The sequence below is a fragment of the Polymorphospora rubra genome, assembly GCF_018324255.1.
GTDB classification, from domain to species: Bacteria; Actinomycetota; Actinomycetes; order Mycobacteriales; family Micromonosporaceae; genus Polymorphospora; species Polymorphospora rubra.
In genome coordinates this window covers 2,794,731-2,820,649 of sequence record NZ_AP023359.1, presented here as the reverse complement: position 1 = coordinate 2,820,649, position 25,919 = coordinate 2,794,731, and the positions used below count along the sequence as shown (strand labels likewise).

Sequence of the window (25,919 nt, the reverse complement as noted above, 5' to 3'; positions counted from 1 at the left end):
CGGCAACCTCGATGAGATGCAAGGATGCTAAGGTACGAACCTGCCGAGTCCCGTAGAACGCATCAGTTGGCCGAATAGAGTACGCACCATTCCCGCCAGGTCTTTCTTCGCTTCTGCCGCTGACACCTGGGTAACGCGCTGATACGTCCCGCCATTCCAGGCAACCACGTCGTCGCGTACTCGCATACGTTTGAACGAGTCCTGTTCGATGTATGCGGTTTCGGGGATCGATCCGGCGAAGTCCTCGACTCGGATGCCGATGCCCACTCCGGTGTCGGTTAGCCCGGCCGACCGGCACACCTGGCGCGCCATGCAGGCAGTCCACATCGTGGCGGTCCACATCGTTCTCCAGTCGAATGCCTGTCGTGAGGGCTGGATACCCCACTCCGGCTTTACTAGATCGTCGACAACGAAAATCACCACGCCCGACTCGTAGACAACGAAGTGGCTTTGCCTCCCCTCTCCGTGGTTGCGTGGTCGCGTTACTCGGGCAACCCCGGCTGGCCGGCGTTCGTGGGTGCTCGCCCACTGGATCGTGGGATTCCAAGACCGGTCGACAAACCGGTCGAGCGCAGGCGCGGCGCCCGCAAGTCGATCGACGGCAGCCGTCGCCTTCTCGGCCTGCTCGTCGAGCCAGCGGTAGTAGTCGGTTGGCGCCTGAAATCCTGCCAGGAGTTCGTCGTTGTGATTTGTCGTGGGATGCGCCACCACCGCGAGACGTCCCGTCGGCGCCAACCCCTCGAACAGTTCTGGGTTCGATAGGCTAGCTGTTATGTGGTTCACCCGCTCGGTGCGCCGACGTATCAGGACCTCGACCTCAGCGTCGGAGAGCCGGTAGACGGAACATTCGTCGCGCCCGTAGTAGCGGTTGGTCGCCTGATGCGGAGCGAGTGAACTCGCAGGAACCCGAATGAACACGACGCCGCGGGTCTGGTCGTCTGGGTCCGGCAGTGCGTGACACTCGACGTGCAGCGGCGGGTCGAGTGCGAGGGTGGCGTTTTCCACACGCTCAATGAAGCCGGCGAGCTGGATTGGCGTCGCCTTGACCGCCTTTCGCGTCTCCTTATCTTCCTCAACCCCGACGACCAGCACGCCGCTGTCGTTTGCGAGTGCCGCTATGTCTTTGCGCATTTCCTCGTTCTGGCCACGTCTGTACTCGGCCTTCAGTTCGAGGTAGTGATGCTCGGCGACCTTGCCGTGGTCGATATCAGCAACGGCTTCGGCGTACGACGTGGGATCCCAAGCAGGACGAGGGGTTGTCACGGCAACATCGTGTACCGCGCCAGCCCTCTCCGCAATCGCAATCGCGGTCGCCATAGCACGCCCGACCGTCGAACCCATCGCGCGGGCAGTACGGCCGGGGGATCAACGAGATGAGCCTACCCACGCCAGGTCCGCGCGCTCGAACAACGACCGCCCCACTGCCGTCCCCCGAGCACCGACGACGCAGGCAGCATCATGCAGGAACCTCAGTCGCAGGCACGTAGCGTGAGCCTGCTACGCCGGATCAAGCAACACCGCTACTTGCCTGGCGTGTGAACGACTCACGTAGGTCGTCGCTCATAGTGAGGCCGACGCTGGCGAGGTGGTCGGCGTAGCTGTCGATAAGCGTGGGGATGGCGGTGTGCTGGCCAAGGTCGACCAGGGCTTGGGCGGTGCGGCGGTGCAGGTCTTCGTTGAGTGGATCGACGTCGATTGCCTGTTGCAGCAGCACCAGCGCTGTCTGTGGGTCGCAGTTGCCGGCCAGGTTGGTATGGGCGTCGATGATCTGACGGCGCAGGGCTTCACGGGCGGCGGCCAGCCACGGCCAGGTTCGTCCGGCCGCGAGTGGTTCGGGTGGGCGGCCGATGATCGCGCGGAGGGCCTGCTGTCGGGCGGTGGGCGTCGCCGCGCGGGCCGCGGCCTGGAGGGTGGCGCGTAGGTGCCACAGGTCGACGCCGATGTGGTCGGGGTCGAGCCGGTAGAGGTCGCCATCGCGGGCGATAACGCCAGAGCCGGTCGCGGCCCGCAGCGTCCCGCGGAGGTCGCTGATCGTGGTGTAAAGCCGAGTCGCGGTCACCGAGGGGCGGTGGTGCGGCCAGATCATGCCGGCCATCCGCTCGCTGGGCACCCCGTCAGGGTGCACGGCGAGCAGGACCAGGACCTGCCAGGCCGCGCTGCGGCGTACGACCAATGGCGCGTTGTCGCAGCTAATCTCCAGTCGGCCCAGGACTTGCAGCCGCAGCCGGCTGGTCCCGGCCGCGGGCGGGGTCCCGGTGGTCGGCGGGGCGGGCCGGCGAGCGTCGGAGGTGGTCGGATAGGCCTGCCGGGCCAGGGTAAGCAGGTCCCGAAAGGCGGCGCCGCCCAGGACGCACAGTCGCCGCCCGTCGGTGGTGGTGCCGTCCGCAGCCAACTGCCAGGCGTGGCCGACGGCCGGTGGCTCACCGATCACGACCACGGTCCACGACGACCCTGGCAAGGCGGCCCGCGCGAGACAGTCGACGACAGTGCCGGAGGTGACCGAGGTCTGGGTAAGCAGGATCAGGGACCGCTCTGCAAGTTCGTCAGCCTGGCGGCAGCTGTCTGCCTCGCGCTCTTCAAGGACGGAGAAAGCATTGTGGACGGCGTCAACGATCCGCAGCGCGCCGGTGTCCTTCCAGGCCCCGGCGGAGCTGGGGTCGGTGTCGAGCAGGGTGGCCAGGTCCGCAGTCGTGGTGACCAGCGTGTGTGGGCCGTCGTGGCCGGCGAGGGCGGCGGCGATAAGCAGGCCGCGGCCCGCGTCGGTGGCTCCGGGGCCGGTTAGGTGGAGCAGGCCGGTCGGCAGGTCGCCGAGCCCGATGACCTCGACATCGAGTGCCGGCTGCCGCGGTTGGTCTTGCGAATCGCCGGGGTCGGTCGGGTCGAGGGCGGCTTGGACGGCGGCGACTGTCGCCGGCAGCGGGGTGAGGTCGCCCTCTCTGTCGTTCTTGGTGTGGGAGGTGTTGGGGATGTAGTCGCGGCGGCGCCGGAACCAGACCAGGGCCGCCGCCGACACCACCTGTACCGCGAGGGCGTACGGAAGCCAGCCACCGTCCGGCAACCCCACCCCCGCCGGTGCGGCCGGGGCAGGCGGGGGCCGCTCGGAGTCTTCGCCTGCGGGGGCCCCGGTCGGTGGTGGCGGAGCCGTAGTGGCGGACGGTGCCAGGTCGGCGCTGGCGGCGGTCAGCATCGTGGCCCCGACAAGACCGGTCGCGGTCGCCTGCAACGGCGTCGGTACCGGCACCCGGCGCAGCCACCGCACCGTACGTCGCAGCCGTACCACTAGATCGGCGACGACAGCGGCGACCAGCAGCAGCCAGAACAGCCAGGCCGCCACCGCGAACGCGGCGGCGAGCGTCCGTTCGGTCAACGGCTCCGCGATCCAGGACGCCAACTGCTCCTGGTCCGGCCACCGTCGCGGCAGCGGCCAGCCGACCAAACGCACCAAGGCCAGTGGCAGCCCGACGAGCAGCAGCGTGAGCATCAGCCCGGCCGCCACCTGCCGCGGCCACCGCATCACCTACCCCCACCCGTCATCGGGCGTGAGCCGCCGCAGTCGAGCGGTCCCGCCGGATCGGCACCCGGCCTGGCCACCTCACCCGGCCAAAGGCGGCGGCTCGTGCTGCGGCCGGGCACCTGGCGCGCTCCGGGCTGCGCGGCCGCATGTGTCGGGCGGAGGTGCCAGGCCCGGTCACCAGGCATGGTGCTCGACCCGTATCGGGCTGCGGACCAGGTGCCACAGGCGGCGGAGCCACCACACCGTCACCGCCACCACGTACATGACCGCCAGCACCCCCGTCGCCGGGGCACTGATAACCGCCGCGCAGAACACCGCCAGCGGCGCCGCCACCAACAACCTGGGCAGCCACCCGGACACCACCGCAAGCGCCATCCCCACCCCGAGCAGCAGCCCACCGACCCGGCCGGCCGCGTCGAGAAGCAGCACCAGGTCCGGCCACCGCGCCGCCGTCATCGACGTCTGCAGCAGCACCATCCCCACCGAGGCGGCCAGCACCGACGAGACCGGGAACGCCAGCCAGCCATGCCACCCCCCGGTCGGCGCACGCCCCGACCGGGCCGCCACCAGCGAGCCGACAACCGCCACCACCGCGACCGGTACCACCGGCCACAACGACCACCGCAGAAACGGCGCCAGCGGCATCCCGAAGAACAACGCCGCACCGACCCCGTACAGACCCGCGACAGACACCCCCATCACCGCCGCCGCGACCAGCCCGGTCCCGACCCGCACCCCCGGCGACCTGGCCGCCGGCCCCGACACCGCCAGCAACGACGCCAGGACCCCACCGAACGACAGGCACGCCACCAACGCGACCACCGCCGCCATCGCCAGCTCACCCCAGTTCGCCAGCAGATACGTGTACGGCGACCTCGACGTCCGCGTCCCGTTGAACAACTCCGCCGTCGCCACGAAATGCGTCAGCAGCCCCAGCGACGCCAGCGCCGGCACCGCGCCCGCGACCACCCGCCAGACCGACGGCAACCCCAAGTCGACACCTGGCGTGCCCGCCGAGCCGCCACCAGGGTGGCCGCCGGTGGGGCTGGCTGGCGCCGTCGACGTGGCGGGTCCGGTCGCGGACGCCGCGCCGACCACCGCGGCCAGCCCCGGCTGCTCCACGGCCGTCGGCGCCAGCCCGGTCCCGTCCGCCACCGCCCGCACCGCCCCGGGCATCACCGCGCCCCCACCGGTGCAGAACACTCCCGCCACCTGTGCGGGGTCGACCTCGGCCGCGGCCAGGGCCTCACCAGCCAGGCCACCTGCCCGCCGCAACACCGGACCGGCCACCGACTCCAGCACCTGACCGGTCACCACCAACGCCGGCAACGGATCCGGTAACACCACCGTCACCACCGACCGCGACGACAACTCCTCCCGCCCCGCCCGCACTGCGGCAAGAACCCCGTACCCGCCCGGCTCCGACACGTCCGGCAACCCCGGATCGGCCTTACGCAGCCGCTCCAGCAGCAGCTCGTCGACACGGATCCCGCCAGCATTCGGGTCGTGCAGGGTCGACAGCACCTCGAAACCGTGCGGGCCGCGCCGCAGCACCGTCGCCTCGAACCCGCCACCGAAGTCACACACCAGCAGGAACTGGCCCACCAGCACCCGCGCCCCACCCGCCACCAACTGACCCGCCACAGCGACCGGCGCCTCCACAAGCGACGGCTGCCCCAACCCCGCCCGGTGCGCCGCCTGCCGCAACCACATCCGCCGCCGCGGACCCCACCCCGCCGGCACCACCAACCGCACATCCCCCACCCACGCACCCACCACCCGCGCCGCCTCATCCCCAACCCGGCGCAACACCGCCGCCACCAGATCCAACACCGCGACCTCGACCCCAGCCACCACGGTCGTCTCACCCGATAGCAGCAGCGGCGAGGCCACGAACCGCGACGGATCTTCGGACGCCTGCCGCCACGCCGCGTCACCGGTCAACAGGCTGCCGTCCGGAGCCACCCACACCCCGGCTGGCAGCACCGGGCCGCCGTCGAACCGCAACCCGGTCCAGCCACCACCAGGCCAGGCCAACACCGCAACCGTGGACGAGGTTCCACAGTCGATCGCCAGGCACGCCTCCCCAGGCCCCATACCCACGTTCCTACCCGATGATCGACCCAAACGTCACGCACAAATACACACAGTCACCACCCCCGGGGGCGAGTACAGCCATAGGCGCACTCCGTGAGCAGCACAACGAACGATCAAGATTACGTCGATGACCGACATGTTCTGCGCAACACGAATAGGGAACCTGACCAGCATAAGAGTCAGCCTCACGGCGCCACTCGCACCGACAGACGGCTTCACGAAAAGAATTCGGAGGACCACCGCCGTCGGCACGCCTACCATGGCACGTATGGCACCCTGGGAACCGAGCAAATACCGTTGCACGTACGCATACGGCCAGTACGCCATCGTCGAGCAGGACATCCGCCAATTCATGAGCATTACGGAAAAGTTCGTAACGGATGGTTACCAACGAATTGGCGAATCAATCCCCGCAGTCGAGGCCAAACACCCGGATGCTCCGAGTAGGACGGACATTTTCTTTGAGCGAGCAGGTGAGCTATGGCCATCCGACCACGAGTGGATGTTGTGCTGCGCGGTTCTAAGGGACGCCGTTTCCGCCTTCGAGGTATACGTACAGGAGGCGGTCAAGGAGGTCGCGGAGGAACAAGGAGTTGCATACCCCCCAAAATGGCTTAAGCGAACACCCAACTGGGGCGAACTGAGCGACTACTGCCGCGAAAAACTTGCGCAACCAGATCCGATAACAAGCGACGTGCAGGCCATAATTGAACTTCGCAACCTCCTGACCCACGAGAGGGGTAGGCTACGAACGGAAGAGCAGCGAACAAAATTTCGATTCCCTCTGAACGCACTCCCCGGGGATAGGATCAGTTTGTCACCGGATGAGGTAAAGAAGCATTCTGAGGCACTTGCATCTGCGGCACGAGGGTTCGACGCCGCCCTTTGGGGAGACAAACCAACTCCCGTAATGCCTGATGGACTCGAAGACCTTCTAGCCGACTAAGGGGTGTTTCGCGACTCGGTGACAGCGTGGACGGGTGTCAGCCTTAGTTCACCCGGCCAGGCGAATGTTGTGGCGTAGGCGATAACGGTACCGCGTTCGACTACAGGACGTACTGCCACGCAAACTAATAGGTACCTCCTCACCCGCTATACCGGCTCTGTCACAAGTGTCGCCCTGACCGACACTCCGGAGCCGCTTATCCACCTCTGGCGGTTCGCACTCCCTCAGCGTGCATACCAGCCTCGCGTGGTCGATGACAGCAGGCAGACGTCCGCTCGACGGATCGACGACGATCCAGCAAAGGCGGCGCGTTACCCGTCACCGGCTGACAATTAGGGCATTTCTCCGACGACAGCGTTCTGGCCCCATTCTGCATCGTGCGAGAGGTGCCGTCGAAGCGCTTTTGGTTCGGCCTGCACAAGACGGTTGTGGTGACAATGCGGGATGATGCCGCCAACGCCTTGGGCAAACTGATCGCCCAGTGCGGCTCGGCTCGGCGAGTGCACCGGCTGTGGCCACCCTTGTGCTTCTGAGATGCGGCGGGCAAGCATCCACAAACGCCGTGCGACACCGCGGCGCCGGTAGCCCTCCACTGTAAACACGTCCAGAACGGTACCTGCCATGAGCGGCGGGGCCGGCAAACGGGTAGGCTTCGGTAGCAGCGTGAGTTGAAGGTGCGCAATGCGTGCATCGCCATCCACAGCGACGTATCGCACCTCCTTCGCCTGCATACCTGCGTCCAGCAGCTCGGCTATCAATATCATGGAACGGCCATCGAAATGCTCTCGCACGCCGGTGACCCCGGGCACGGCCGACCAGGGCGACATCTGTTCCCCTCCGGGCTAGTTGGCGACGGCTCCCGCCAACCGCCCAGGACTCGACGAACTTGCCGGTTGAGCACACTAGCGCATCCCCCATCAATACCGCATGGCAGGCGGATCAGGCGGGCCAATTAGAAAATCCATAATGCTGACCTGCAACCCCGTACGCGCGGCCACCCGACGCCCCGACGAACCCCCAAGACACCACCGACGACGGATACGATCGCGGTCGTCCCCGCAACCTTCAACACAATCAATCAGTCGTGCGCAGGGGTAAACGACACGTTCGCCTTGAACGTACTCAACGAGGCCCTCGGCAGCCGGCTGCCGATCATCATCGCCCGTACGCGAAACTTGCCCTCACCGACCACTCAATCTTCGGCAGGAACCTGCGTCTTTTCATGGACGCCGGCGTGGACCTCCTTCCCACCGAGGCCATCCGCCCGACGGGCACGGATCAGCCGTTCCGTTGGGAACTGAGCACAAATCGACTGAAGCTGTACGGGGGAAGGTCCCAGCGGGGAGGGGCCGGCCACGCGGCCGCCCACGCGGCCGTCGGAGTAGTCCGCGCGTCTAAGCCCTTGAAGCTTTCCCTGATTCTGACCGGTCGCCGATAAGGAAGCTGACATGATCTCGGTGACCGACAGCATCGCCCCGGTCAACGACCGGGAGGCCGTTGCCACAACGGCTCCTACCCGACGAACCAGGAATCGACAGATCCCGTCGTTCCATTGCCACACAAGAACTTGGCTGGCAGCGGTCGCCCGCCCGATGCTGCTACGACGTCAGCCCGTACGGCGGTGGAGGGGGATTCGCACTCACCGCCGTGCGAGGTGGTACCGGCCAGTCCGGGATGAGCGTGGTGTCGCCGGTGAGCTCGAGAGCGGTGATCGTGGCCAGGTCCTGGGTCGCCTGTACGAAGCCCTCGACCCACATCAGCGTGATGGAGGTCTTGCCATCTATGCGGCTGTAGAGCGTTCCGGACGCGTTCGGCGCGGTCTGTGGGTCGTCACCGTGGGCGAGCCGGTTGCGGACGGCCTTGGCGTCGCGGAGGTAGTCATCCAGCTGCCGTGCCTGGATGGTGGTCCAGAGCCAGCGCCCGCCACGGCCGGGCTCCGGCTGCGACCGGACCCGGGCCCGCCACCGGCGGGTCACGTCGGGGACCTCGAGGTACTGACCGATCCGCTCCCGTACCCGGTTCACCGTCGCGGGTGTTCCTTGGCTGGGGCCTCCGTGCGCGCCGATTAGGTCGTTGAAGAACATCTCGAACGGCCCGTACGCCTGGAGGAAGGCGCCGAACCTCAGGCTGCGGTACTGAGGGTTCCGCTTCGCCTCGTCCTTGTCGGCACGATGGATGGCGATGAGATCCACCGGGATCACCAACCGGGCCGCCAAGTTGTCCAAAGCTCTCTGAACCACTGCCGCGTCCACCACGGCGGCGAGTGTACTGGCAGAGGCACACCTTGCCAGTCCCGCCGACACCCTGACGACAGGCCCATCTCCAACCTCGTATATCGGCGCCGGGAGGAACGATCCGTGGCCCCAGGGGAAGGTTTTCTACCCGTCCAAAGCCAAGATGAGGGCGTCGTAGGTCGGGGAGTCCGGGAACGGTTTCAGCTTGCCAATCTTCTCCCAGCCCCACTTCGCGTAGGCGGTCTGAGCCGCGGTGTTGTCCTCGCGGACCAGCAGCGTCGCTCGCTCTTCGGGTCGGTGGTGCAGCAGTTCGTCGTGCAGGGCCCGCGCGATCCCCCGGCGTTGCCAGTCGGGGTGCACCATCAGCTCGCACAGGGCGAACGTCCGGTGCCCGGTCTCGGCGATGAGGTCCGGGTCGACCGGGGTGGTCAGTCCCTGCCACCACCGTGCTGCCTCGGGCAGCGCGTACCCGAAGGCCAGCCCCACCGGCTGGCCGTCAACCTCGGCGGCGACGAGTTCGAACCCGGACGACTTCATGTACCGGCGAACACGCTCGACGAACCGTTCGGCGCTGTAGAACGGGTCGCTGATCACGTCGGCGTGCGTCGCCTCGTAGATCGCAACGACGACCGAGTCGACGACGGCGTCGACGTCCTGCGCGGTGTAGTGGGCGAATGCTGCTTGCGGGGTGTTGGTCATGAGTGGCCGATCGGTAGTGCCAGCAGGTCACGGGCCTGGGAAACGGCCGGCAGTTTCGCCGCGCCGGCGGGGATGGTGTCCAGTGCCAGTGCGGCTGTGCGGCGTATGAGGGCGTCGTCGCGGACGTGAGGCGGAAGGCCGCTCACGGTACGGGCGGTGTGGCGGGCGCCTTCGGACGGGTCACCGGCGACGATCATGGACACCGCCCGGTGCAGCTCGATCTGGGCGGGGCCCTGGTAAGCCTGGGGCGGATACAGGGACAGCGCCATGTTCTGCGCCTTCGCGGCGTCGTGGGCGCGGCCGGCGTACGAGTGCACGTGGCTTTCGACATGTCTGAGGCGCTGTTCGCTCCAGCCCCACTGCGAGCTACGGTCGGCGACCGTCGCATCCGGCAGCCGGGCGAACACCCTGGACGTCTCGTCGAGGGCGTCCCGGGCAGCGCCGTGCTGGCCCAGCAGGGCCAGTGCCTGCGCGCGGGCGGCGTGGGCGCTGACGGTTCCCGTGCACGCGATCCCGGGGGCGACGTCGATCGCCTCGTCGGCCAGGGCCAGGACTGTCGAGGCGGATCTCTGGTCGTACAGGGAGAAGACGGCTCGCCGGCCGCGGATCAGGGCCCGCAGCTGGCGATCCGGTGTCTGGTCGGCGGCACGTGTCGCCGTACGCCAATAGCGCCGCGCCATCTGCGCCTCATCGAGATTGAGCAGGGTGATCGCGATGAGCGCGCTCAACCTTGCGCACACATGCGCCAGGTCGGCACGCCGCTTCCCGGAAACGCTCCGCAGTCTGGCCTGAACGTCCTCGAGGTCCGTAGCGAGTTGGGGAAGCACACGACCGGCGGACAGCAGGCCGACATCGTGCGCGTACTGGTCGGTGACCCGCTCCCACTCATCGACATCCGCGCTGTCGACCACGTCGCCGCTGAGCCCGTCGTCGAGGCCACGCCGCAGCGCCTCGAGGTGGGCGGCAAGAGACGAGCCAGCGGTCGCCCCGGCGGCCCCCATCAACCCGTACAGGACCGCCCGACGATTCACCGGATCATCCCCATCCCGGTACGCGGCCGTCGAGGAACCGACAGCGGTGGGCGCCGCGTCGCGCCCAGCGGGACGAGCGCCCGGTGCTGACGCTGAAAGGCCGTCGATGGCCCAAGTGTCCGAGCCGGCGGCGGGGGCCGGTGACACAGTGCTGGGCTCCTGGTGGCGGTCGGAACCAGAGAGGCCTGTGTCAGGGGATCGTGGTCGACGGATGTTGAAGAAGCCGAGCTCCGCATCGGTGCTGGCGCCGAGGACCGCCCGGAAGGCGGCACGCCGTGGTGCCCGAGGCCACGTGTTCAGGCCCCGCTCGAACCGAGCGATCTGCGTACGGTCGATGGGGCCGTCCGCGGCCGACTTGTCCGCGAGGTAGGCGTTGATCGCGTCGGCCAGCTCCTGCCGCGACATCGGCAGCCCCGAGCCACTCGGCGACGGAAGACGCTCCCGTGCCGCCCGAAGCCGCTCGTTCGGCAACGCCGGACGCTTACTTTCCACCATCAGACCCCCGCGATGGAACGACGGCCGTGATAGTCCCGTTTCTGGCCAGATCCAGGATGGCAAGCAGCCCTACCTATTTCAAGGCGGCCGCAACTTGGTCGGCATCCAAGTTGGCCGTGGGCCGGTCGCCCGTTGCATGGATGCTGCTCTTGGACGAAGCCTTCTCCGGCCGGGACGCGGTGGTGCTGGCATGTGAGGCGAGGCTTCTACAGCTCGGGGCTGGGCAGCGCCTAATAGGACACGACCGGTACTCGTCTCCCAGGCACTGAGCGTCGGCGGCTGCGGGCCCAGACTCGGCGCTGCGGCGAGCGCCCTCAGCGACCCGCCGTTGGCCGTGCCCACTTTTGCCCGACGATGCCAGCGGGTACGGCTGCTGTTTCACTAATCTGACACAGGTCGGCAGGGCCCATTGCTCGATCTGCCGGCATCATGTTTCCATGAGCCGATCACCCAAAGTGATCTTGCCAATGAGATTCGGGCGCCGACAACGAGCCCAAGCTGGAGTCTCGGCGATGGGCTGTCCGAGGTTCGACGGGCGTGGCGCCGGTCTGTGGGGTGGGACGGCCTGTACCCACCGTCGACTGGCGGGTACGGGCCGCAGCGTTTCGTCGGCCTGTCGAGGATTGGTCAGCCGCGGCGCCGCCGCCAGCGGCGGATCCGCCGTACCAGCAGTGGAACGGCGATGACGAACCCGATCAGGGCGGTGCTGAACTTCAAGATGATCGTGAGCTGCGGCAGCCAGAGCCAGATGGTGCCGGCAACGGTTTCGAGCACGGTCCACATCGGTGACCTCCTCGGGGGCGGTAGCGGCGATGTGGATGACGGTGCGGCCGTCGGCGTCCAGCCCCGTCCAGTTCTGGATACTGGACGGCCGTCGAACGCTCACGTCGGTCCGGCTGTAGTCGCGGGTCCGGGCAGAGGGGGGACCGCGTGATCCGCGAAGACCTCAAACGGCTGCACGAACTGGCAGGGTCCCCGACCGTCGACAGCCTAAAGACGTTCGCCGATCAAGGCCCGCACAAGGCATCCAGGGCGACCCTCGGGGCGATCCTGAACAGCAACTATGCGAGTAGGCCCCGATGGACGACTGTCGCGGCGTTCGTGGACGCGTGTGAACGCTTCGCCAGGTCGAAGGGGCGGCGGCTGCCTGCCGAAGAGGTCGACATCCGCGTCTGGCTGACACGGTATGAACGGAAACATCCCGATCAACGACCTCCGTCGTCGCGGTCGGAGCCACGTCAGGTCGTCGGGATCGTGCCGCAGCTGGCTGACTGCTTCCAGACCCGTGACGCGGTCAAGGTCCTGACCGAGGTAACCACTGACGGCGGCACGGCCGTGCTGACCAGTGCGGGAACGCAGCTGTTGTCCGGGATGGGGGGCGTGGGTAAGACCCAGCTGGCGGTCCACCTCGCCGACCACCTACGAAGCGCCGGGCGGCTGGATCTGCTGGTCTGGATCTCTGCCACCTCGAGGGGCGCGATTCTGGCCGGCTACGCCCAGGCCGGTGTCGAACTTTCCGTACCCGGTGCGGACGATATCGACACCGAACAGGACGCGGCCCGGTTCCACGCCTGGCTGACCAGCACCGACCGACGGTGGCTGATCGTGCTCGACGACCTGACCCGCACAGGCGACCTCCAGGGGCTGTGGCCACCTCCAAACCCCAGCGGTCGTACCGTCGTCACCACCCGACTACGCGGGTCCGCGCTACGAGGCGCGGGCCGACACCTGGTCCCGATCGGAACCTTCACCAAGGACGAGGCCACCCACTACGTACACACCCGCCTGAACGGCAAACCAGCGCTGGCCGACGACGTCAGCGGGCTGGTCGAGAATCTGGGACGGCTGCCGCTGGCGCTGGCACAGGCCACCGCCTTCATGATCGACGAGGGCGTGCCGTGCTCGCGGTACCGGCAGCGGTTCGCCGACCGCCGAAGCCGGCTCGACGACCTCGTCCCCGATCCCGACGGCCCGACCGGCCTACCCGACGACTACCACCGCACGGTGGCCGCCACCATGTCGCTGTCCATCGAGACGGCCGAGCGGTCCCGCCCCGCCGGCCTGGCCCGGCCGTTGCTGGAGCTGGCCAGCGTCCTCGACCCCGCCGGCATCCCGATCTCGGTGTTCACCACGACCGCCGCGCTTAACTGGCTAACATACCGCCGCAGCCTCACCACCGACGCCAGCGGCGATCTCGATGCCGAACTGGCCAAGTCGGGGCTGCAGTGCCTGCACCGCCTCAACCTGATCACCATCGACGCCAAGATCGTCTCAATGCACGGCCTGGTACAACGCGCCACCCGCGAACTGTGCAGCGGAGAGCACATCGCCGACCTCGCCTGGGCCGCCGCGGACGCCCTCACCGAAACCTGGCCAAAGATCGAACGCGACACCGCTCACGCCCAACGGCTGCGCAGCAACACCACCTCTGTTCAGGAGCACGGCCAGGACGCACTACTACAACCAGAAACGCACCCCCTCCTGTCAGTCGCTTTCAACAGCCTCGGCACCTCAGGCAACCCCGCCGGCGCCGTCGCCGCCTTCGAGGAGCTACTCACCGTCCAGCTGCGGGTTTTCGGCCCCGACCATCCCGACACCCTGGTTACCCGGAGCAACCTCGCGTACTGGCGCGGCGAGGCCGGCGATCCGGCCGGCGCCGTCGCCGCCTTCGAGGAGCTACTCACCGACCATCTGCGGGTCCTCGGCCCCGACCACCCCAACACCCTGGCCACCCGCAACAACCTCGCGTACTGGCGCGGCGAGGCCGGAGACCCGGCCGGCGCCGCCACCGCCTTCGAGGAGCTACTCACCGACCAGGTGCGGGTCCTTGGCCCCGACCACCCCAACACCCTGGCCACCCGGGCCAACCTCGCGTACTGGCGCGGCGAGGCCGGAGACCCGGCCGGCGCCGCCACCGCCTTCGAGGAGCTACTCACCGACCAGGTGCGGGTCCTCGGCCCCGACCACCCCAACACCCTGGCCACCCGGGCCAACCTCGCGTACTGGCGCGGCAAGGCCGGCGATCCGGCCGGCGCCGCCACCGCCTTCGAGGAGCTACTCACCGACCATCTGCGGGTTTTCGGCCCCGAACACCCCGACACCCTGGCCACCCGCAACAACCTCGCGTCCTTGCGCGGCGATGCCGGCGATCCGGCCGGCGCCGCCACCGCCACCGAGGAGCTACTCACCGACCAGCTGCGGGTCCTCGGCCCCGAACACCCCAACACCCTGATCACCCGCAACAACCTCGCGTCCTTGCGCGGCGATGCCGGCGATCCGGCCGGCGCCGCCACCGCCACCGAGGAGCTACTCACCGACCGAATACGGGTCCTTGGCCCCGACCACCCCAACACCCTGGCCACCCGGGCCAACCTCGCGTACTGGCGCGGCGAGGCCGGCGATCCGGCCGGCGCCGCCACCGCCTTCGAGGAGCTACTCACCGACCATCTGCGGGTTTTCGGCCCCGAACACCCCGACACCCTGGCCACCCGGGCCAACCTCGCGTACTGGCGCGGCGATGCCGGCGATCCGGCCGGCGCCGCCACCGCCACCGAGGAGCTACTCACCGACCAGCTGCGGGTCCTCGGCCCCGAACACCCCAACACCCTGATCACCCGCAACAACCTCGCGTCCTTGCGCGGCGATGCCGGCGATCCGGCCGGCGCCGCCACCGCCTTCGAGGAGCTACTCACCGACCATCTGCGGGTCCTCGGCCCCGACCACCCCAACACCCTGATCACCCGGAGCAACCTCGCGTACTGGCGCGGCGAGGCCGGCGATCCGGCCGGCGCCGCCACCGCCTTCGAGGAGCTACTCACCGACCAGCTGCGGGTCCTCGGCCCCGAACACCCCAACACCCTGGCCACCCGCAACAACCTCGCGTACTGGCGCGGCGAGGCCGGAGACCCGGCCGGCGCCGCCACCGCCACCGAGGAGCTACTCACCGACCAGCTGCGGGTCCTCGGCCCCGACCACCCCAACACCCTGGCCACCCGGGCCAACCTCGCGTACTGGCGCGGCAAGGCCGGCGATCCGGCCGGCGCCGCCACCGCCTTCGAGGAGCTACTCACCGACCAGCTGCGGGTCCTCGGCCCCGAACACCCCAACACCCTGGTCACCCGCAACAACCTCGCGTACTGGCGAGAGAGCTCGTCTGAGCCCCAGGTTGGTTGATCTCCGTCTGCCGGGATAATCAGTCCGCTGAGATTCGAAGCCGGCAAGTCGCGGCAGCAGTGGTTCTGTGACGCCCGTCTCGCGCCCTAGTCCAGATCCCTACATAGGGGTCGACACTACGGGTTACGGACTCCGCGCATCGAGTAACCGTGAAACGGGTGCCCGAACGGGCGGCGCGGGAGGTGGGGCCCGCTTGTCGCACGAGCACCCACCGAGCACCCATGCGTCGATAGGGGCGAAAAACTAAAGGCGCCCAACCTGCGTTTCTGCAGGTCAGACGCTTTGTGATCTTGTGCGCCCGAAGGGACTCGAACCCCTAACCTTCTGATCCGTAGTCAGATGCTCTATCCATTGAGCTACGGGCGCTGGTGCCTGGGCCAGTCTACACACCGGTCCGAGCGCGGAGACTCCGGGATTCGAACCCGGGAGGGGCTTTAAGACCCCAACCGCATTAGCAGTGCGGCGCCATAGACCAGACTAGGCGAAGTCTCCCAGGTGGCCTGTAGACCACCGCCGACCGAGAATACAGTGCGCCCACCGGGCGGGGCAAAGCGACTATCCTGCGCGTGCCGATCATGGCACCCTGGGGCACCAAACCGACACATACCGTCACCACAGGTACCCCAGGACCCCTCACCCCCAAGGGACGTACGTGCGCAGATTCCCATCTCTTCGAACAACCCTGGTGGTCGTCGCGGCGCTGGCCGCCACGACCGCGATCACCTCTCCCGCCGCGGCCAACCCCACCGCCGGCTCGATCAGCGGCATCCTGACCACCAGCGGCGGGGCACCGAGCCCGCACGGGTCGGCGACGCTCTGGACCGTGGACCAGGACTACGTCGGTCACGCCTCGACCAACCGGAGCGGCCGCTACCTCTTCTCCGACGTACCGGCCGGCAGCTACAAGATCGAGTTCCGTACCCAGGACAACCTTCGGCAGTGGGCCCACCAGAAGTCCAGCTTCCAGGCCGCCGACGCGATCGTCCTGGATGCCGGTGCGGCGCTCGTCGTCGACGAGGTGCTGCGCCCGACCGGATCGATCAGCGGACGGCTGACCAGGTCGAACGGGGCGCCGGTCGCGTACGCGTCGGTGACCGCGATCGCCCCGGGCGCCGACTTCGGGTACGGGGACACCGACCAGAACGGCCACTACCGGATCCCGGCGCTCTTCCCCGGCGACTACAAGATCGAGTTCCAGCTGTTGGGTGGTTTCCGCCAGTTCGCCCACCAGGAGCGGACCCTCGACGCCGCCGACACCTTCACCGTGGTCGCCGGCCAGGACACGGTCGTCGACGACGTGCTGCTGCCCACCGGCTCGATCGCGGGTCGGTTCCTCGACCGCTCCGGCGGCCCGCTGCCGGATGTCAGCGTCGAGGTGACCGGCGCCGGTTCGACGAGCTGGGCGACCACCGACTCGACCGGGGCGTACCGGGTCGACGACCTGTCGACCGGCGACGACTACCGGGTGGCGTTCAGCGACCAGAACCGGACGTGGCGGCAGTATGCGACCGGGCGTACCGGCCCGCAGGACGCCGACCGCTACCCGGTCACCGACGGGGGCACCACCGTCGTCGACGACCAACTGCTGCCCGCCGGCGGGCTGCAGGTCACCGCCCGCGACTCGGCGACCGGCCTGCCGGTGTCCGACTACTGCCTGTACCTCGAGGGTGCCGGCAGCCGGAACCTGTGCACCGACGACGGCAGCCTGTCGTTCACCGACCTGGCGCCGGGTACCTACAGCGGCAGCACGGACACGGCCGGCGACTACCTGCCCCAGCAGGTGCCTGTGACCGTACAGTCCGGGGAGACCACCACCCTGGAGATCGTCTTCGTGCTCGGCGGCACGATCACCGCCCTGGTCACCGACGCCGCGACCGGCACCCCGCTGGCGGACGCCTGCGTGGCGGTGGCGAGGGCCGGGACCGGCGTGCTGCGCCCCGACGGCTACCACTGCACCGACTCGACCGGCACGGTATCCGCCCCGCGGCTGGCGCCCGGCGACTACAACGTCTTCGTCAAGGCGCCGGACGGCAGCGGCCTCGGCGCCCAGTGGGTCGGCACCACCGGCGGTACCGGCGACGCGGTGACCGCCCGCCGGATCACCGTCAGCAGCGGCGCGACGGCGACCGTCGCCCCGGCGCTCGACCCGGCCGGCACGATCACCGGCCAGGTCCGCAGCGCCTCCGGCGGCGCCCTGATCACCAGCGGGGTGGTCGCCCTCTACCCGCACGATCATTCCGGCAACGGGGTCGTCGGCACCGCCGTGGACGGGCAGGGCCGGTACACGATCGACTGGCTGGGGCCGTACCGGTGGCCGCTGGTCTTCGACGTGCCGGACCACGCGCGGCAGTGGTCGGGCGGCACCGGCAACCGGCTGCTGGCCCAGAAGACCCAGGTGACCGCCGGCGCCACCGCCACGTACGACGTGCACCTGCGGGTCGGCACCGTGGTCACCGGTGTGGTCCGCGACCAGGCCGGCCAGCCGCGCGCGGGCGCGGGCGTCTACGCCTACAACGCGGTCACCGGCGAGGAGGTCGGCCGGGGCGGCGGCGCCAGCGGCTACCGCATGTTGGTCGTCGGCCCACAGCTCATCAAAATCAAGAGCGAGGTCCACAACGGATACGGCCACGACACCGTCTGGTACGACGACGACGGCTCCTTCGCCGCCGCCCGGACGGTTCTGATCTCCGGCACCGGCACCCGGACGCTGGACATCGTCAACCCGGCGGGCTGACGCTCACGGATCTGCCGGGCCGGCCTCCCGCCGGCCCGGCACCGTCCGAAGTGTCACCGACGACCGCCGATAAATGGGCCCCACCGTACGAAGTGGATCAACTATCCTGCGTGAGCCGATCATGGCACACGGGGACCGCGCCGTCACGCTATGCTGCCGGACCACGTCCCCGGACCTTCCTTCCCCTCAAGGATGGCCGTGTACAGAAAACTGCTCCGCTCGGTGGGCATCGCGAGCATCGTGGCTCTGACAGCCACGGTCGCGCTCGCGTCGCCCGCCACCGCCAATCCCACCTTCGGCTCGATCACCGGCACCCTGACGACCAGCACCGGCACCCCGGCCACCGGGGTACGCGTCACGCTGCTGGACACCAACCACTTCCACCGCGGCGAAGTCGGCCTCAACAGCCAGGGCCAGTTCACGTTCCCCCAGGTACGGGCCGGCGTCTACAAGGTCAGTTTCACCAACTCCGCCTACCAGGTGCAGTGGGCCTACCAGCAGCGGTCGTTCGACACCGCCGCCGAGATCACCGTGACCGCCGGCGCGGCGACCGTCGTCAACGACTCGCTCCTGGCACCCGGCACCATCACCGGACGAGTGACCGACAGCGACGGCGTGCCACAGGCCGGCATCTGGGCCAGCGCCTCGGGGCCGGACGGGTCCGTCGGCGGCAGCACCGACATCGACGGCCGCTACACGCTCTCGCTCCTGCCCGGGGAGTACCGGGTGGAGCTTCTCCTCGGCTCCGGATTCTCCCAGTGGATCCCGCAGCAGGAGCAACAGCACAACGCCCAGGTCTTCACCGTCTCGCCCGGCGGCACGGTGGTCGCCGACGACACGGTCGCGCCGACCGGATCGATCGCCGGCCGGGTGGTCGACGCCAGCGGACAGCCCGCGGCGAACGTCTATGTCAGCTCGCGGTCGATCACCAGTGGCGGCGGCGCCGTCGCCTGGACCGACGACAACGGCGACTACCAGATCCCGCGCCTCTTCCCCGGAAACTACAAGCTCCGGTTCCAGCTGCCCACCGGCGCGACCCAGTGGGGCCATGGCAAACTCGCCGACGACCAGGCCGACACCTTCAGCGTCGCGGTGGGCAACCAGACGACCGTGAACGAGACGCTGCTCGCCACCGGGGCGATCGCCGGCCGATTCGTCGACCAGGACGGCGCCGGCATCGGCAACGCCGAGGTCACCGCCTACGACAACTACAACAACAGCGTCTACGCCATGACCGACGAGACGGGCGCGTACCGCTTCGACGACCTGATCGTCGGCGACTACAAGGTGTCCTTCGTCGACCCGACGAGCGGCCGCCGGCAGTACGCGTACGGGGTCGGCAACTCCGAGGACGCGGCGATCATCCTGGTGCAGGCGAACATCACCACCACCGTCGACGACACCCTCCTCACCGGTGGGGCACTGCGGGTCACCGCGACGGACTCCGTCACCGGCGCCCCGCTGACGAAGTTCTGCGCCCTTCTCGACGGGCCGTCCTACGGCCACGAGTGCACCACGAACTCGGAGATCCTGTTCGACGGCATCGGTGCCGGCCGCTACTTCGTCTACCTCCAGCCGGACGAGTCGTCGCTGTACATGCACAACGACGCGCAGGCGACGGTCACGGCCAACGCGACCACCGACGTGGCCGTGCCGGTCCAGCTCGGCGGCGCGATCACGGCCACGGTGAACGCCCGCGCCACCGGGGCGCCGGTCGCCGGCGTGTGTGTCGCCATCGTGGCGGCCGGAACGGCCCGCCTCCCCGACGGGGAGCCCTACTGCAGCGACGGCACCGGGCAACTCGACATCAAGCCGCTGCCGCCGGGCGACTATCACATGTTCGTACGGCCACGGCAGTCGACCGGCTTCGGCGCGCAGTGGGTCGGTGCGAACGGTGGCACGGGTGCTGCGAGCAGCGCGAAGCGGATCACCGTCACGGCGGGCGCAACGACGGCCGCGCCGGCGGTGCTGCTGGATCCGGCCGGCGCCATCACGGGCGTGGTCCGCGGTGCGGACAACACGCCGCTCGCGGACGTCGGGGTGGCACTGTCGAGCATCCACCCCGGGGTCGGCGGAGACTTCCCGTACACGGACCAGAACGGCCGCTACACGGTGACCGGCCTCGGCCCGTACGCCTGGCCGTTGTTCTTCATGGACGAGGAGCACGCGCGGCAGTGGTCCGGGGGCACCGCGAACCGGATGGTCGCCAAGAAGATCCAGGTGACCTCGGGCGCGACGGCCACCTACGACATCAAGCTGAAGACCGGCACCGTCATCACCGGTTCCATCCGGGACCGGGCCGGGCAACCGGTGCCCGACGCCTACCTGCTGGCCCACAGCGCACTGACGCAGGACATCATCGGAATCAAGTGGGAGAGCGGCGACACCTACGAGATGCGGGTGCTCGCACCCGAACTCGTCAAGGTCAGGGCGATCGCCTACGTCGACGACCAGCAGGTCGACTTCTGGTACGACAACGGCACCGACTTTGCCAGTGCCCGGACGATCGCGGTGCCGGCGCAGGGGCGGACCCTCGATTTGGTCGTTCCGATCAACTGACGGTGACGGTGTCCGGGCCGGCGGCGGTGACGCGTCGCCGGCCCGGGCGCTTTCAAGAGGTGTACGTCGGCCGGCCCGGATAGGCTTCCTGCTCATGGAACAGCCGCCTGCCGAGCCGGCCGACCGCAAGCCACGCAAGCGCACTCCGAAGGCCGCCTTCACGCCGGCCGAACCGACCGAGACGGCTCCCACGCCGGCGCCACGGGCGCGCAGCGCGAAGGCGGCGCCGGCCGTCCTCTTCCAGCCGCCGGCCGCCGAGACCACGGGTGGCCGGCGGGCCGGTGCCCGGGCCGACGACGGCAGGGGCACGGGCGACGGGGCCGGGCCGCCGGACGTGCCGGCCGCCCGGACGCCGGCACCCGGCGACAGCGCGGGCGCCGGTGACGATGCCGACGCAGCGGACGATGCCGGTGCCGCGACGCGGCCCGCCCGCAAGACAGCGGCGAAGCGCACCCCGGCGAAGACGGCGGGCACGACCGCCCGGGCTGCCGCGAAGAAGGCGACCCCGGCTAGGAAAGCGACTGCCGCGAAGAAGGCGGTGCCGGCGAAGGAAACAGGCGCCGCGGAGAAGGCAGCCGTTGCGAAGAAGGCGGTGCCCACGAAGACCGCCCGCCGCAAGACCGCACCGGCCGAAGCCGACCAGCCCACCGATCGGCAGCAGCCGGCGACCCGGGAGCCCGTCGAGCAGCAGCCCACCGGGCAGCAGGTAACGCCGGTACTGGCAGCGTCCACAGAGGTCGCGGACCAGCCCGTACCCGCCCCGGTGGAGATGACCGGCCGGGTGCCGGCGGCGACGGTGCGCCGTACCGGGAAAAAGGCGGAACCGGCGACGAACCGGGTGGTCGACCACCCGGGCTTCGCGCCGGAGTTGTTGGCGCTTGCCGCGGTACGGCGGCGCGGGCCGGCGGCGGCCCGGTGGGCGGAGCGGCTGCGGACGGAGTATCCGGCCGCGACGCCGGACGGCCTGGCCCGGCTGGCGACCCGGCGGTTCGTCCGGTTGGCCGGGGCGGGTGGGGCGGTGTCGGCGGCGGCGGGGCTGCTCGCGCCACTGGCCGAGCTGGCGGCGGTCGCCTGGACGCAGACGGATCTGGTGCTGCACGTCGCCGCCGCGTACGGGCATGATCCGGAGCATCCGGACCGGGCGGTCGAGTTGCTGGTGCTGACGCAGGTGCATCCGGACGAGGCGTTCGCGCGGGCGGCGGTGGACGCGGCGCTCGGCGCCCGGCCGGACGGGGAGCTGCCGGCGCGGCGGGCGGCGGAGGCGGCGTGGCGGCTGGCGACTCCGCTGGCGGCGCAGGCCGGCGGCTGGTTGGCGTTGCGGCTGGCGGCCCGGTTGCTGCCGGGGCGGCGCTGCTGGCGGCGACGGCGGGGGACTCGGCGGCCGCGCAGCGGTTGGCGGCCCGCGCGGTGGCGCGCTACCGGGTCGCCGAAGGCTGAACCGGACCGCGCCGGACCGCGACCGTCAGAGCCAGTCGAACCACTCGCGGGGCAGCAGGGCGTATCCGACGAAGGCGAATATGTCCAGGATCGCGTGCGCGACGATCAGCGGCATGACCCGCTTGGTACGCAGGAAGAACAGCGCGAACACGACGCCCATCACCACGTTGCCGACGAACGCGCCGAAGCCCTGGTAAAGGTGGTAGGTGCCGCGCAGTACCGCGCTGGTGAGGACGATCAGCTCGATCCGCCAGCCGAGGTCGCGGAGCCGGGTGATCAGGTAACCGACAACGATGACCTCTTCGAGGATGGAGTTCTCGAACGAGGCGAGGATCAGCACCGGCACCGCCCACCAGAGTTCGGGCAGGGCGGCGGGGACGAGGCTGGCGTTGACGCCGAGCTGGGCCGCGACGAAGAAGAGCCCGATGCCGGGCAGGCCGATCGCGGCGGCGAGTGCCGCGCCCCAGCCCAGGTCAGCCCAGGGTGAGCGGGCATCGAGGCCGAGCAGCCGGCGCGGATCGTCGCGGTCCCGGTTGAGCAGGTGTACGGCGAGCAGCACCGGTACGAGCGAGAAGAGGATGCCGAGCAGTTGGTACGTCAGGTCGAGCCACGGCCGGGCCGACTGGGACGCGTTGAGCGTGGCGGTCTGCTGCGCCAGTGGCCGGTCGGCGGTGAGCCGGGCGGTCAGGCTCACCATGGCATAGATGGCCGACTGGCCGAGGGAGAGGCCGAGGACGAGCAGCACCTCGCTGCTGATCGTCCGCCTCGGCAGCGGCTGCTTGACGGGTTCCACGCTCACCCGATCACTGTGCCGGACGGCCCTGTAAAACGGGTCGGCGGTCCCTCGTTTTGGGCCATTCCGCCGCCGACCATAGGCATGACGACCTCACATCGCACAGTCTGTGCGATAGCTCCTCACATTCGGTGCCCAATCTGGAGTCACGATCTACAACGAATGACCACCCACCCACGGAACGCAACCTAGTCCCCCAGGTGTGCGGCATCCGCCGCCGCCATCACTGAAGAGGGCGTCAATGGGTAATCTCTCGCGGCTGCTCAAGGAGAGCTGGACGCTCGTCGAGGAGCAGCAGGACAAGGTCGCCGGATACTTCTACGCGCGGATGTTCCTGTCCAACCCGGAACTGCGGAACCTCTTTCCGGTGACGATGGACGTTCAGCGGGCCCGCCTGCTGGGCGCGCTCGTCACCTCGATGCAGTTGGTCGACGACCCCGACCGCTCCGACGAGTACCTGCACGCGCTCGGCCGGGACCACCGGAAGTTTCACGTGGAACCAGAGCACTACGAGGTCGTCGGCGGCGCGCTGCTGGAGGCGCTGCGGGCGTTCGCCGGCGAGCGGTGGTCGATCGAGTACGACCAGGCGTGGCGCGAGGCGTACCAGGCGATCTCGGCCCGGATGATCGCCGGGGCGGCGACCGACACCAATCCGCCGTACTGGAACGCCGAGGTGCTGACCCACGAGCGCCGGGGGCCGGACGTCGCCGTACTGACCTGCCGGCCGTTGCAGTATCCACTGCCGTACCGGGCCGGCCAGTACGTCAGCGTCGAGTCGCCCCGGCACCGGCCGCGGTTGTGGCGGACGTACTCGATCGCGAACGCGCCGGACGCCGACAACACGCTGGAGTTCCACGTGCGGGCGGTCGGCGCCGGCTGGGTGTCCAGCGCGCTGGTCCGCAAGGTCAGGCCGGGGGAGTTGCTGAGGGTGGCGGCGCCCATGGGGTCGATGACGCTGGACGCGTCGTCCACCCGAGACATCGTCTGCGTCGCGGGCGGCACCGGGCTGGCGCCGATCAAGGCGTTGGTGCAGGAGTTGACCCGCTACAACCGCACCCGGTGGGTGCACGTGTTCTTCGGCGCCCGCGACCGCGACGGCCTCTACGACCTCGACGAACTGAATCAGTTGGCGGCCCGGTACCCGTGGCTGTCGGTGGTGCCGGCGTGCAGCGACGACGACGGTTTCACCGGCGAGCAGGGCCTCGTCTCCGATGTCGTCGGCCGCTACGGGCCGTGGGCCGAGCACGACTTCTTCGTGTCGGGATCGGCGCCGATGGTCCGGTCGACCCTGCGTACGCTCGCCGAGCTGCAGGTGCCGTCGATCCGGATCAGGTACGACGCCTTCAGCGACGGCTGATTCCCGCCCCGGACGTCAGTAGTGCCAGGGGCGGCCGGTCTCGCGATATTCCTCGACCGGGACGAGCGGCACGTCGGCGGCCATCCGGTCGACGTAGAGCCGGCCCTCGAGGTGGTCGATCTCGTGGGCGACCAGGCGGGCCATGCCCTGCTCGAACGAGGTGATGATCCGGCTGCCGTCGGCGCGGGCGTGTTCGACGTCGATACGCAGCGGGCGGGTGACCAGGCCGCGTACGTCGAAGAAGGACAGGCAGCCTTCGTACTGGTCGTCGGTTTCGGCCGAGGCGTCGACGACGCGCGGATTGAGCAGTACGACCGGCTCGGCGCCGTCGGGCGGGCGGACGATCGCGGCGGACCGGGGCAGGCCGATCTGCGGGGCGGCGAGCCCGACCCCCTTGCTGAAGAGGTGGAGCTGGTCGACGCGGGCGAGGGCCGCCCGCAGTTCGGTGAGGACCTCTTCGGCGGCCGCCGCGTCGGCGGGCAGGTCGAACGGGTCGGTGGCCCGGTGGAGCAGGTCGGCGCCACGCTGGACGATGCCGGCCGCCGACATCCGGTCGCTGGCCCGGGCCGGGGTCTCGGCCGACGTCGTCGCCGGCTCCGGTTCGCCGGCGGGCGCCGCGGCTTCGGCCGGTGCGGGAGCCGGTACGGGCTCGGCCGGCGCGTCGGTCGGCTGGGCGCGGAACCGCCACTCCAGCCGGTAGCGGGCGTTGAGCAGTGGCTCGTCGGTCGTCCACTCGACGTGGGTCCGGCCGTCCTCGGCCCGCCGCTGCAACGGCGTACGCAGCGGGGCCTCCTCCGCCGACAGCGAGGTCTCGACCCCCCAGACGTGCGGGTCGAGCTTCTCGGGGAAGTCGAGGCGGACGGTCAGCTTGCGGGTCGGCACGCGTACGGCGCGCTGGAACCACTGCCCCCATTTCTCCTGCCCGACCGTGTAGCCGTATTCGATGGCGACCCGTTCGCCGGGGTAGAGCGGGAAGCGGCCGTCGTCGTTCTCGAAGAGCAGCCACACCTCTTTGAACGCGTCCCGGTCGTGCTTCTTGCGCCACCGCATCGGCTCGCGGGCCGGCGGGTCACCGCAGTACGCCCGCAGGTCGAGTTCGTCGAAGGTCAGCGGGCGGTCGCGGTGGTAGCGGTTGGACAGCTCGGGGTCGTTGGGGTAGCGGTCGACGGCGACCCGGACGAGGTAGCGGGTGACCGGTTCGGTGCCGGCGTTGTAGAGCGCCCGGCGGATCACGCAGCGATAGGCGCCGTCCTGGTAGGACAGCGCGGCGACCTCCTGTTCGACGATGAGGCCGGTGCCGGGCGGCAGCCACTGCTCGGGTACGGGCGGGTCGCGGTGTGCCGAGCCGGGGGCGCGGGCGTGGCGGAGTTCGTCGTACTGCTGGAAGCAGCGCCAGATCGCGCCACCGGCCCCGAGCACGGCCTCGGCCCGGCGGGCGAAGTCCTCGGTGGGCCGGTGTCGGCGGCCTTCGACGTGGCTGACGTACGAGGGGTCGAAGCCCATCCGGGCGGCGAGCTGCTTCTTGGTCATGCCCCGGTCGACGCGCCACCGGCTCAGCTCGGCGGCGAAGGTGTCGGCAGCCCGTTCGATGGGCGAGATGGTCATCGCACGTCCTATGGGCCGGGACCTTCAGTCTCCTTTCTGACCCGCCCAGGCGGACATGAGTGCCTTGTTACCGACATAACTCTTGACAAAGGCGACATCGGCCGGCGACGGTGCGGCCAGATTGGCGGGCGCCCGCCCCGGGTACCCCGAGCCACGTGGCAACGACCCGCGAAACGCCGGATACCCAGAGTGGCGATTGTGGCGTAATCCCGACCCGCCCTGGTTAGGCTAGCCTTAGCGCGCTA

General features: G+C 69.5%; 17 protein-coding genes and 2 tRNA genes. 7 read left to right on the top strand and 12 right to left on the bottom strand.

The window, feature by feature from the left end; all coding sequences use genetic code 11:
* Positions 1-27: 27 nt before the first annotated feature.
* The 3 genes from Prubr_RS13010 to Prubr_RS13000 form a co-directional block, all read right to left on the bottom strand.
* A complete protein-coding gene (locus tag Prubr_RS13010; RefSeq protein ID WP_212825230.1) occupies positions 28-1,263 on the bottom strand; it encodes an AlbA family DNA-binding domain-containing protein in 1,236 nt (411 codons plus the stop codon).
* 244 nt (positions 1,264-1,507) lie between these two features.
* Positions 1,508-3,517, bottom strand: coding sequence for an AfsR/SARP family transcriptional regulator (locus Prubr_RS13005; RefSeq protein ID WP_212825228.1), 2,010 nt, complete (start codon positions 3,515-3,517; stop codon positions 1,508-1,510).
* Positions 3,518-3,688: 171 nt separating this feature from the next.
* Complete coding sequence (locus Prubr_RS13000; protein WP_212825226.1) at positions 3,689-5,551, bottom strand: Hsp70 family protein; 1,863 nt, start codon at positions 5,549-5,551, stop codon at positions 3,689-3,691.
* Positions 5,552-5,738: 187 nt separating this feature from the next.
* On the opposite strand from Prubr_RS13000, the gene Prubr_RS12995 reads away from it, so the two are divergent.
* Positions 5,739-6,557, top strand: coding sequence for a hypothetical protein (locus tag Prubr_RS12995; RefSeq protein WP_212825224.1), 819 nt, complete (start codon positions 5,739-5,741; stop codon positions 6,555-6,557).
* Between the two features lie 332 nt (positions 6,558-6,889).
* On the opposite strand, the gene Prubr_RS12990 is transcribed toward Prubr_RS12995, so the two are convergent.
* The gene (locus Prubr_RS12990; protein ID WP_212825222.1) at positions 6,890-7,384 is read right to left on the bottom strand and encodes a hypothetical protein; all 495 of its coding nucleotides are present in this window, start codon (positions 7,382-7,384) and stop codon (positions 6,890-6,892) included.
* Between the two features lie 132 nt (positions 7,385-7,516).
* On the opposite strand from Prubr_RS12990, the gene Prubr_RS38195 reads away from it, so the two are divergent.
* A complete protein-coding gene (locus Prubr_RS38195; protein WP_425518048.1) occupies positions 7,517-7,858 on the top strand; it encodes a flavoprotein in 342 nt (113 codons plus the stop codon).
* 297 nt (positions 7,859-8,155) lie between these two features.
* Here Prubr_RS38195 and Prubr_RS12985 read toward each other — a convergent pair whose 3' ends face one another.
* The 4 genes from Prubr_RS12985 to Prubr_RS12970 form a co-directional block, all read right to left on the bottom strand.
* Positions 8,156-8,749, bottom strand: a complete 594-nt coding sequence (locus tag Prubr_RS12985; RefSeq protein WP_212825220.1) for a hypothetical protein — start codon at positions 8,747-8,749, stop codon at positions 8,156-8,158.
* A 186-nt stretch (positions 8,750-8,935) separates the two neighbouring features.
* Positions 8,936-9,490 (bottom strand): GNAT family N-acetyltransferase, encoded by a 555-nt coding sequence (locus Prubr_RS12980; RefSeq protein ID WP_212825218.1) that lies wholly within the window; start codon positions 9,488-9,490, stop codon positions 8,936-8,938.
* Positions 9,487-11,016 carry an NsdA family TPR-like regulatory protein gene (locus Prubr_RS12975; protein ID WP_212825216.1) on the bottom strand — a complete coding sequence of 510 codons (1,530 nt, stop codon included), beginning with the start codon at positions 11,014-11,016 and terminating at the stop codon, positions 9,487-9,489. The genes Prubr_RS12980 and Prubr_RS12975 overlap by 4 nt, the downstream gene beginning before the upstream one ends.
* A gap of 627 nt (positions 11,017-11,643) precedes the next feature.
* A complete protein-coding gene (locus Prubr_RS12970; protein ID WP_212825213.1) occupies positions 11,644-11,799 on the bottom strand; it encodes a hypothetical protein in 156 nt (51 codons plus the stop codon).
* A gap of 471 nt (positions 11,800-12,270) precedes the next feature.
* Between Prubr_RS12970 and Prubr_RS12965 the strand changes: the two genes are divergently transcribed.
* Positions 12,271-15,189 (top strand): tetratricopeptide repeat protein, encoded by a 2,919-nt coding sequence (locus Prubr_RS12965; RefSeq protein WP_212825211.1) that lies wholly within the window; start codon positions 12,271-12,273, stop codon positions 15,187-15,189.
* Between the two features lie 293 nt (positions 15,190-15,482).
* Here the strand turns inward: Prubr_RS12965 and Prubr_RS12960 are convergent.
* Both Prubr_RS12960 and Prubr_RS12955 read right to left on the bottom strand, forming a co-directional pair.
* A tRNA-Arg gene (locus Prubr_RS12960) sits at positions 15,483-15,555 on the bottom strand.
* 35 nt (positions 15,556-15,590) lie between these two features.
* Positions 15,591-15,681: transfer RNA gene (locus Prubr_RS12955), tRNA-Ser, on the bottom strand.
* A 160-nt stretch (positions 15,682-15,841) separates the two neighbouring features.
* Here Prubr_RS12955 and Prubr_RS12950 point away from each other — a divergent pair.
* From Prubr_RS12950 to Prubr_RS36830, 3 genes are all read left to right on the top strand, one after another.
* Positions 15,842-17,923 (top strand): carboxypeptidase-like regulatory domain-containing protein, encoded by a 2,082-nt coding sequence (locus Prubr_RS12950; protein WP_212825209.1) that lies wholly within the window; start codon positions 15,842-15,844, stop codon positions 17,921-17,923.
* A 198-nt stretch (positions 17,924-18,121) separates the two neighbouring features.
* Positions 18,122-20,482, top strand: coding sequence for an MSCRAMM family protein (locus Prubr_RS12945; RefSeq protein ID WP_212825207.1), 2,361 nt, complete (start codon positions 18,122-18,124; stop codon positions 20,480-20,482).
* A gap of 1,266 nt (positions 20,483-21,748) precedes the next feature.
* Positions 21,749-21,919 carry a hypothetical protein gene (locus tag Prubr_RS36830; RefSeq protein ID WP_246568632.1) on the top strand — a complete coding sequence of 57 codons (171 nt, stop codon included), beginning with the start codon at positions 21,749-21,751 and terminating at the stop codon, positions 21,917-21,919.
* A 25-nt stretch (positions 21,920-21,944) separates the two neighbouring features.
* Here the strand turns inward: Prubr_RS36830 and Prubr_RS12935 are convergent, their stop codons facing one another.
* The gene (locus Prubr_RS12935; RefSeq protein WP_425518047.1) at positions 21,945-22,712 is read right to left on the bottom strand and encodes a CPBP family intramembrane glutamic endopeptidase; all 768 of its coding nucleotides are present in this window, start codon (positions 22,710-22,712) and stop codon (positions 21,945-21,947) included.
* A 241-nt stretch (positions 22,713-22,953) separates the two neighbouring features.
* Between Prubr_RS12935 and Prubr_RS12930 the strand changes: the two genes are divergently transcribed.
* The gene (locus tag Prubr_RS12930; protein ID WP_212825205.1) at positions 22,954-24,069 is read left to right on the top strand and encodes a globin domain-containing protein; all 1,116 of its coding nucleotides are present in this window, start codon (positions 22,954-22,956) and stop codon (positions 24,067-24,069) included.
* 15 nt (positions 24,070-24,084) lie between these two features.
* On the opposite strand, the gene Prubr_RS12925 is transcribed toward Prubr_RS12930, so the two are convergent.
* Positions 24,085-25,674 (bottom strand): peptide deformylase, encoded by a 1,590-nt coding sequence (locus Prubr_RS12925; RefSeq protein WP_212825203.1) that lies wholly within the window; start codon positions 25,672-25,674, stop codon positions 24,085-24,087.
* Between the last annotated feature and the right edge of the window lie 245 nt (positions 25,675-25,919).

Bases quoted from the DNA above. Each gene is read 5' to 3' on its own strand.
- Prubr_RS12995 (WP_212825224.1), top strand. From the start codon at position 5,739: ATGACCGACATGTTCTGCGCAACACGAATAGGGAACCTGACCAGCATA.
- Prubr_RS12990 (WP_212825222.1), bottom strand. From the start codon at position 7,384: ATGTCGCCCTGGTCGGCCGTGCCCGGGGTCACCGGCGTGCGAGAGCAT.
- Prubr_RS12980 (WP_212825218.1), bottom strand. From the start codon at position 9,490: ATGACCAACACCCCGCAAGCAGCATTCGCCCACTACACCGCGCAGGAC.
- Prubr_RS12975 (WP_212825216.1), bottom strand. From the start codon at position 11,016: ATGGTGGAAAGTAAGCGTCCGGCGTTGCCGAACGAGCGGCTTCGGGCG.
- Prubr_RS12970 (WP_212825213.1), bottom strand. From the start codon at position 11,799: ATGTGGACCGTGCTCGAAACCGTTGCCGGCACCATCTGGCTCTGGCTG.
- Prubr_RS12930 (WP_212825205.1), top strand. From the start codon at position 22,954: ATGGGTAATCTCTCGCGGCTGCTCAAGGAGAGCTGGACGCTCGTCGAG.
- Prubr_RS12925 (WP_212825203.1), bottom strand. From the start codon at position 25,674: ATGACCATCTCGCCCATCGAACGGGCTGCCGACACCTTCGCCGCCGAG.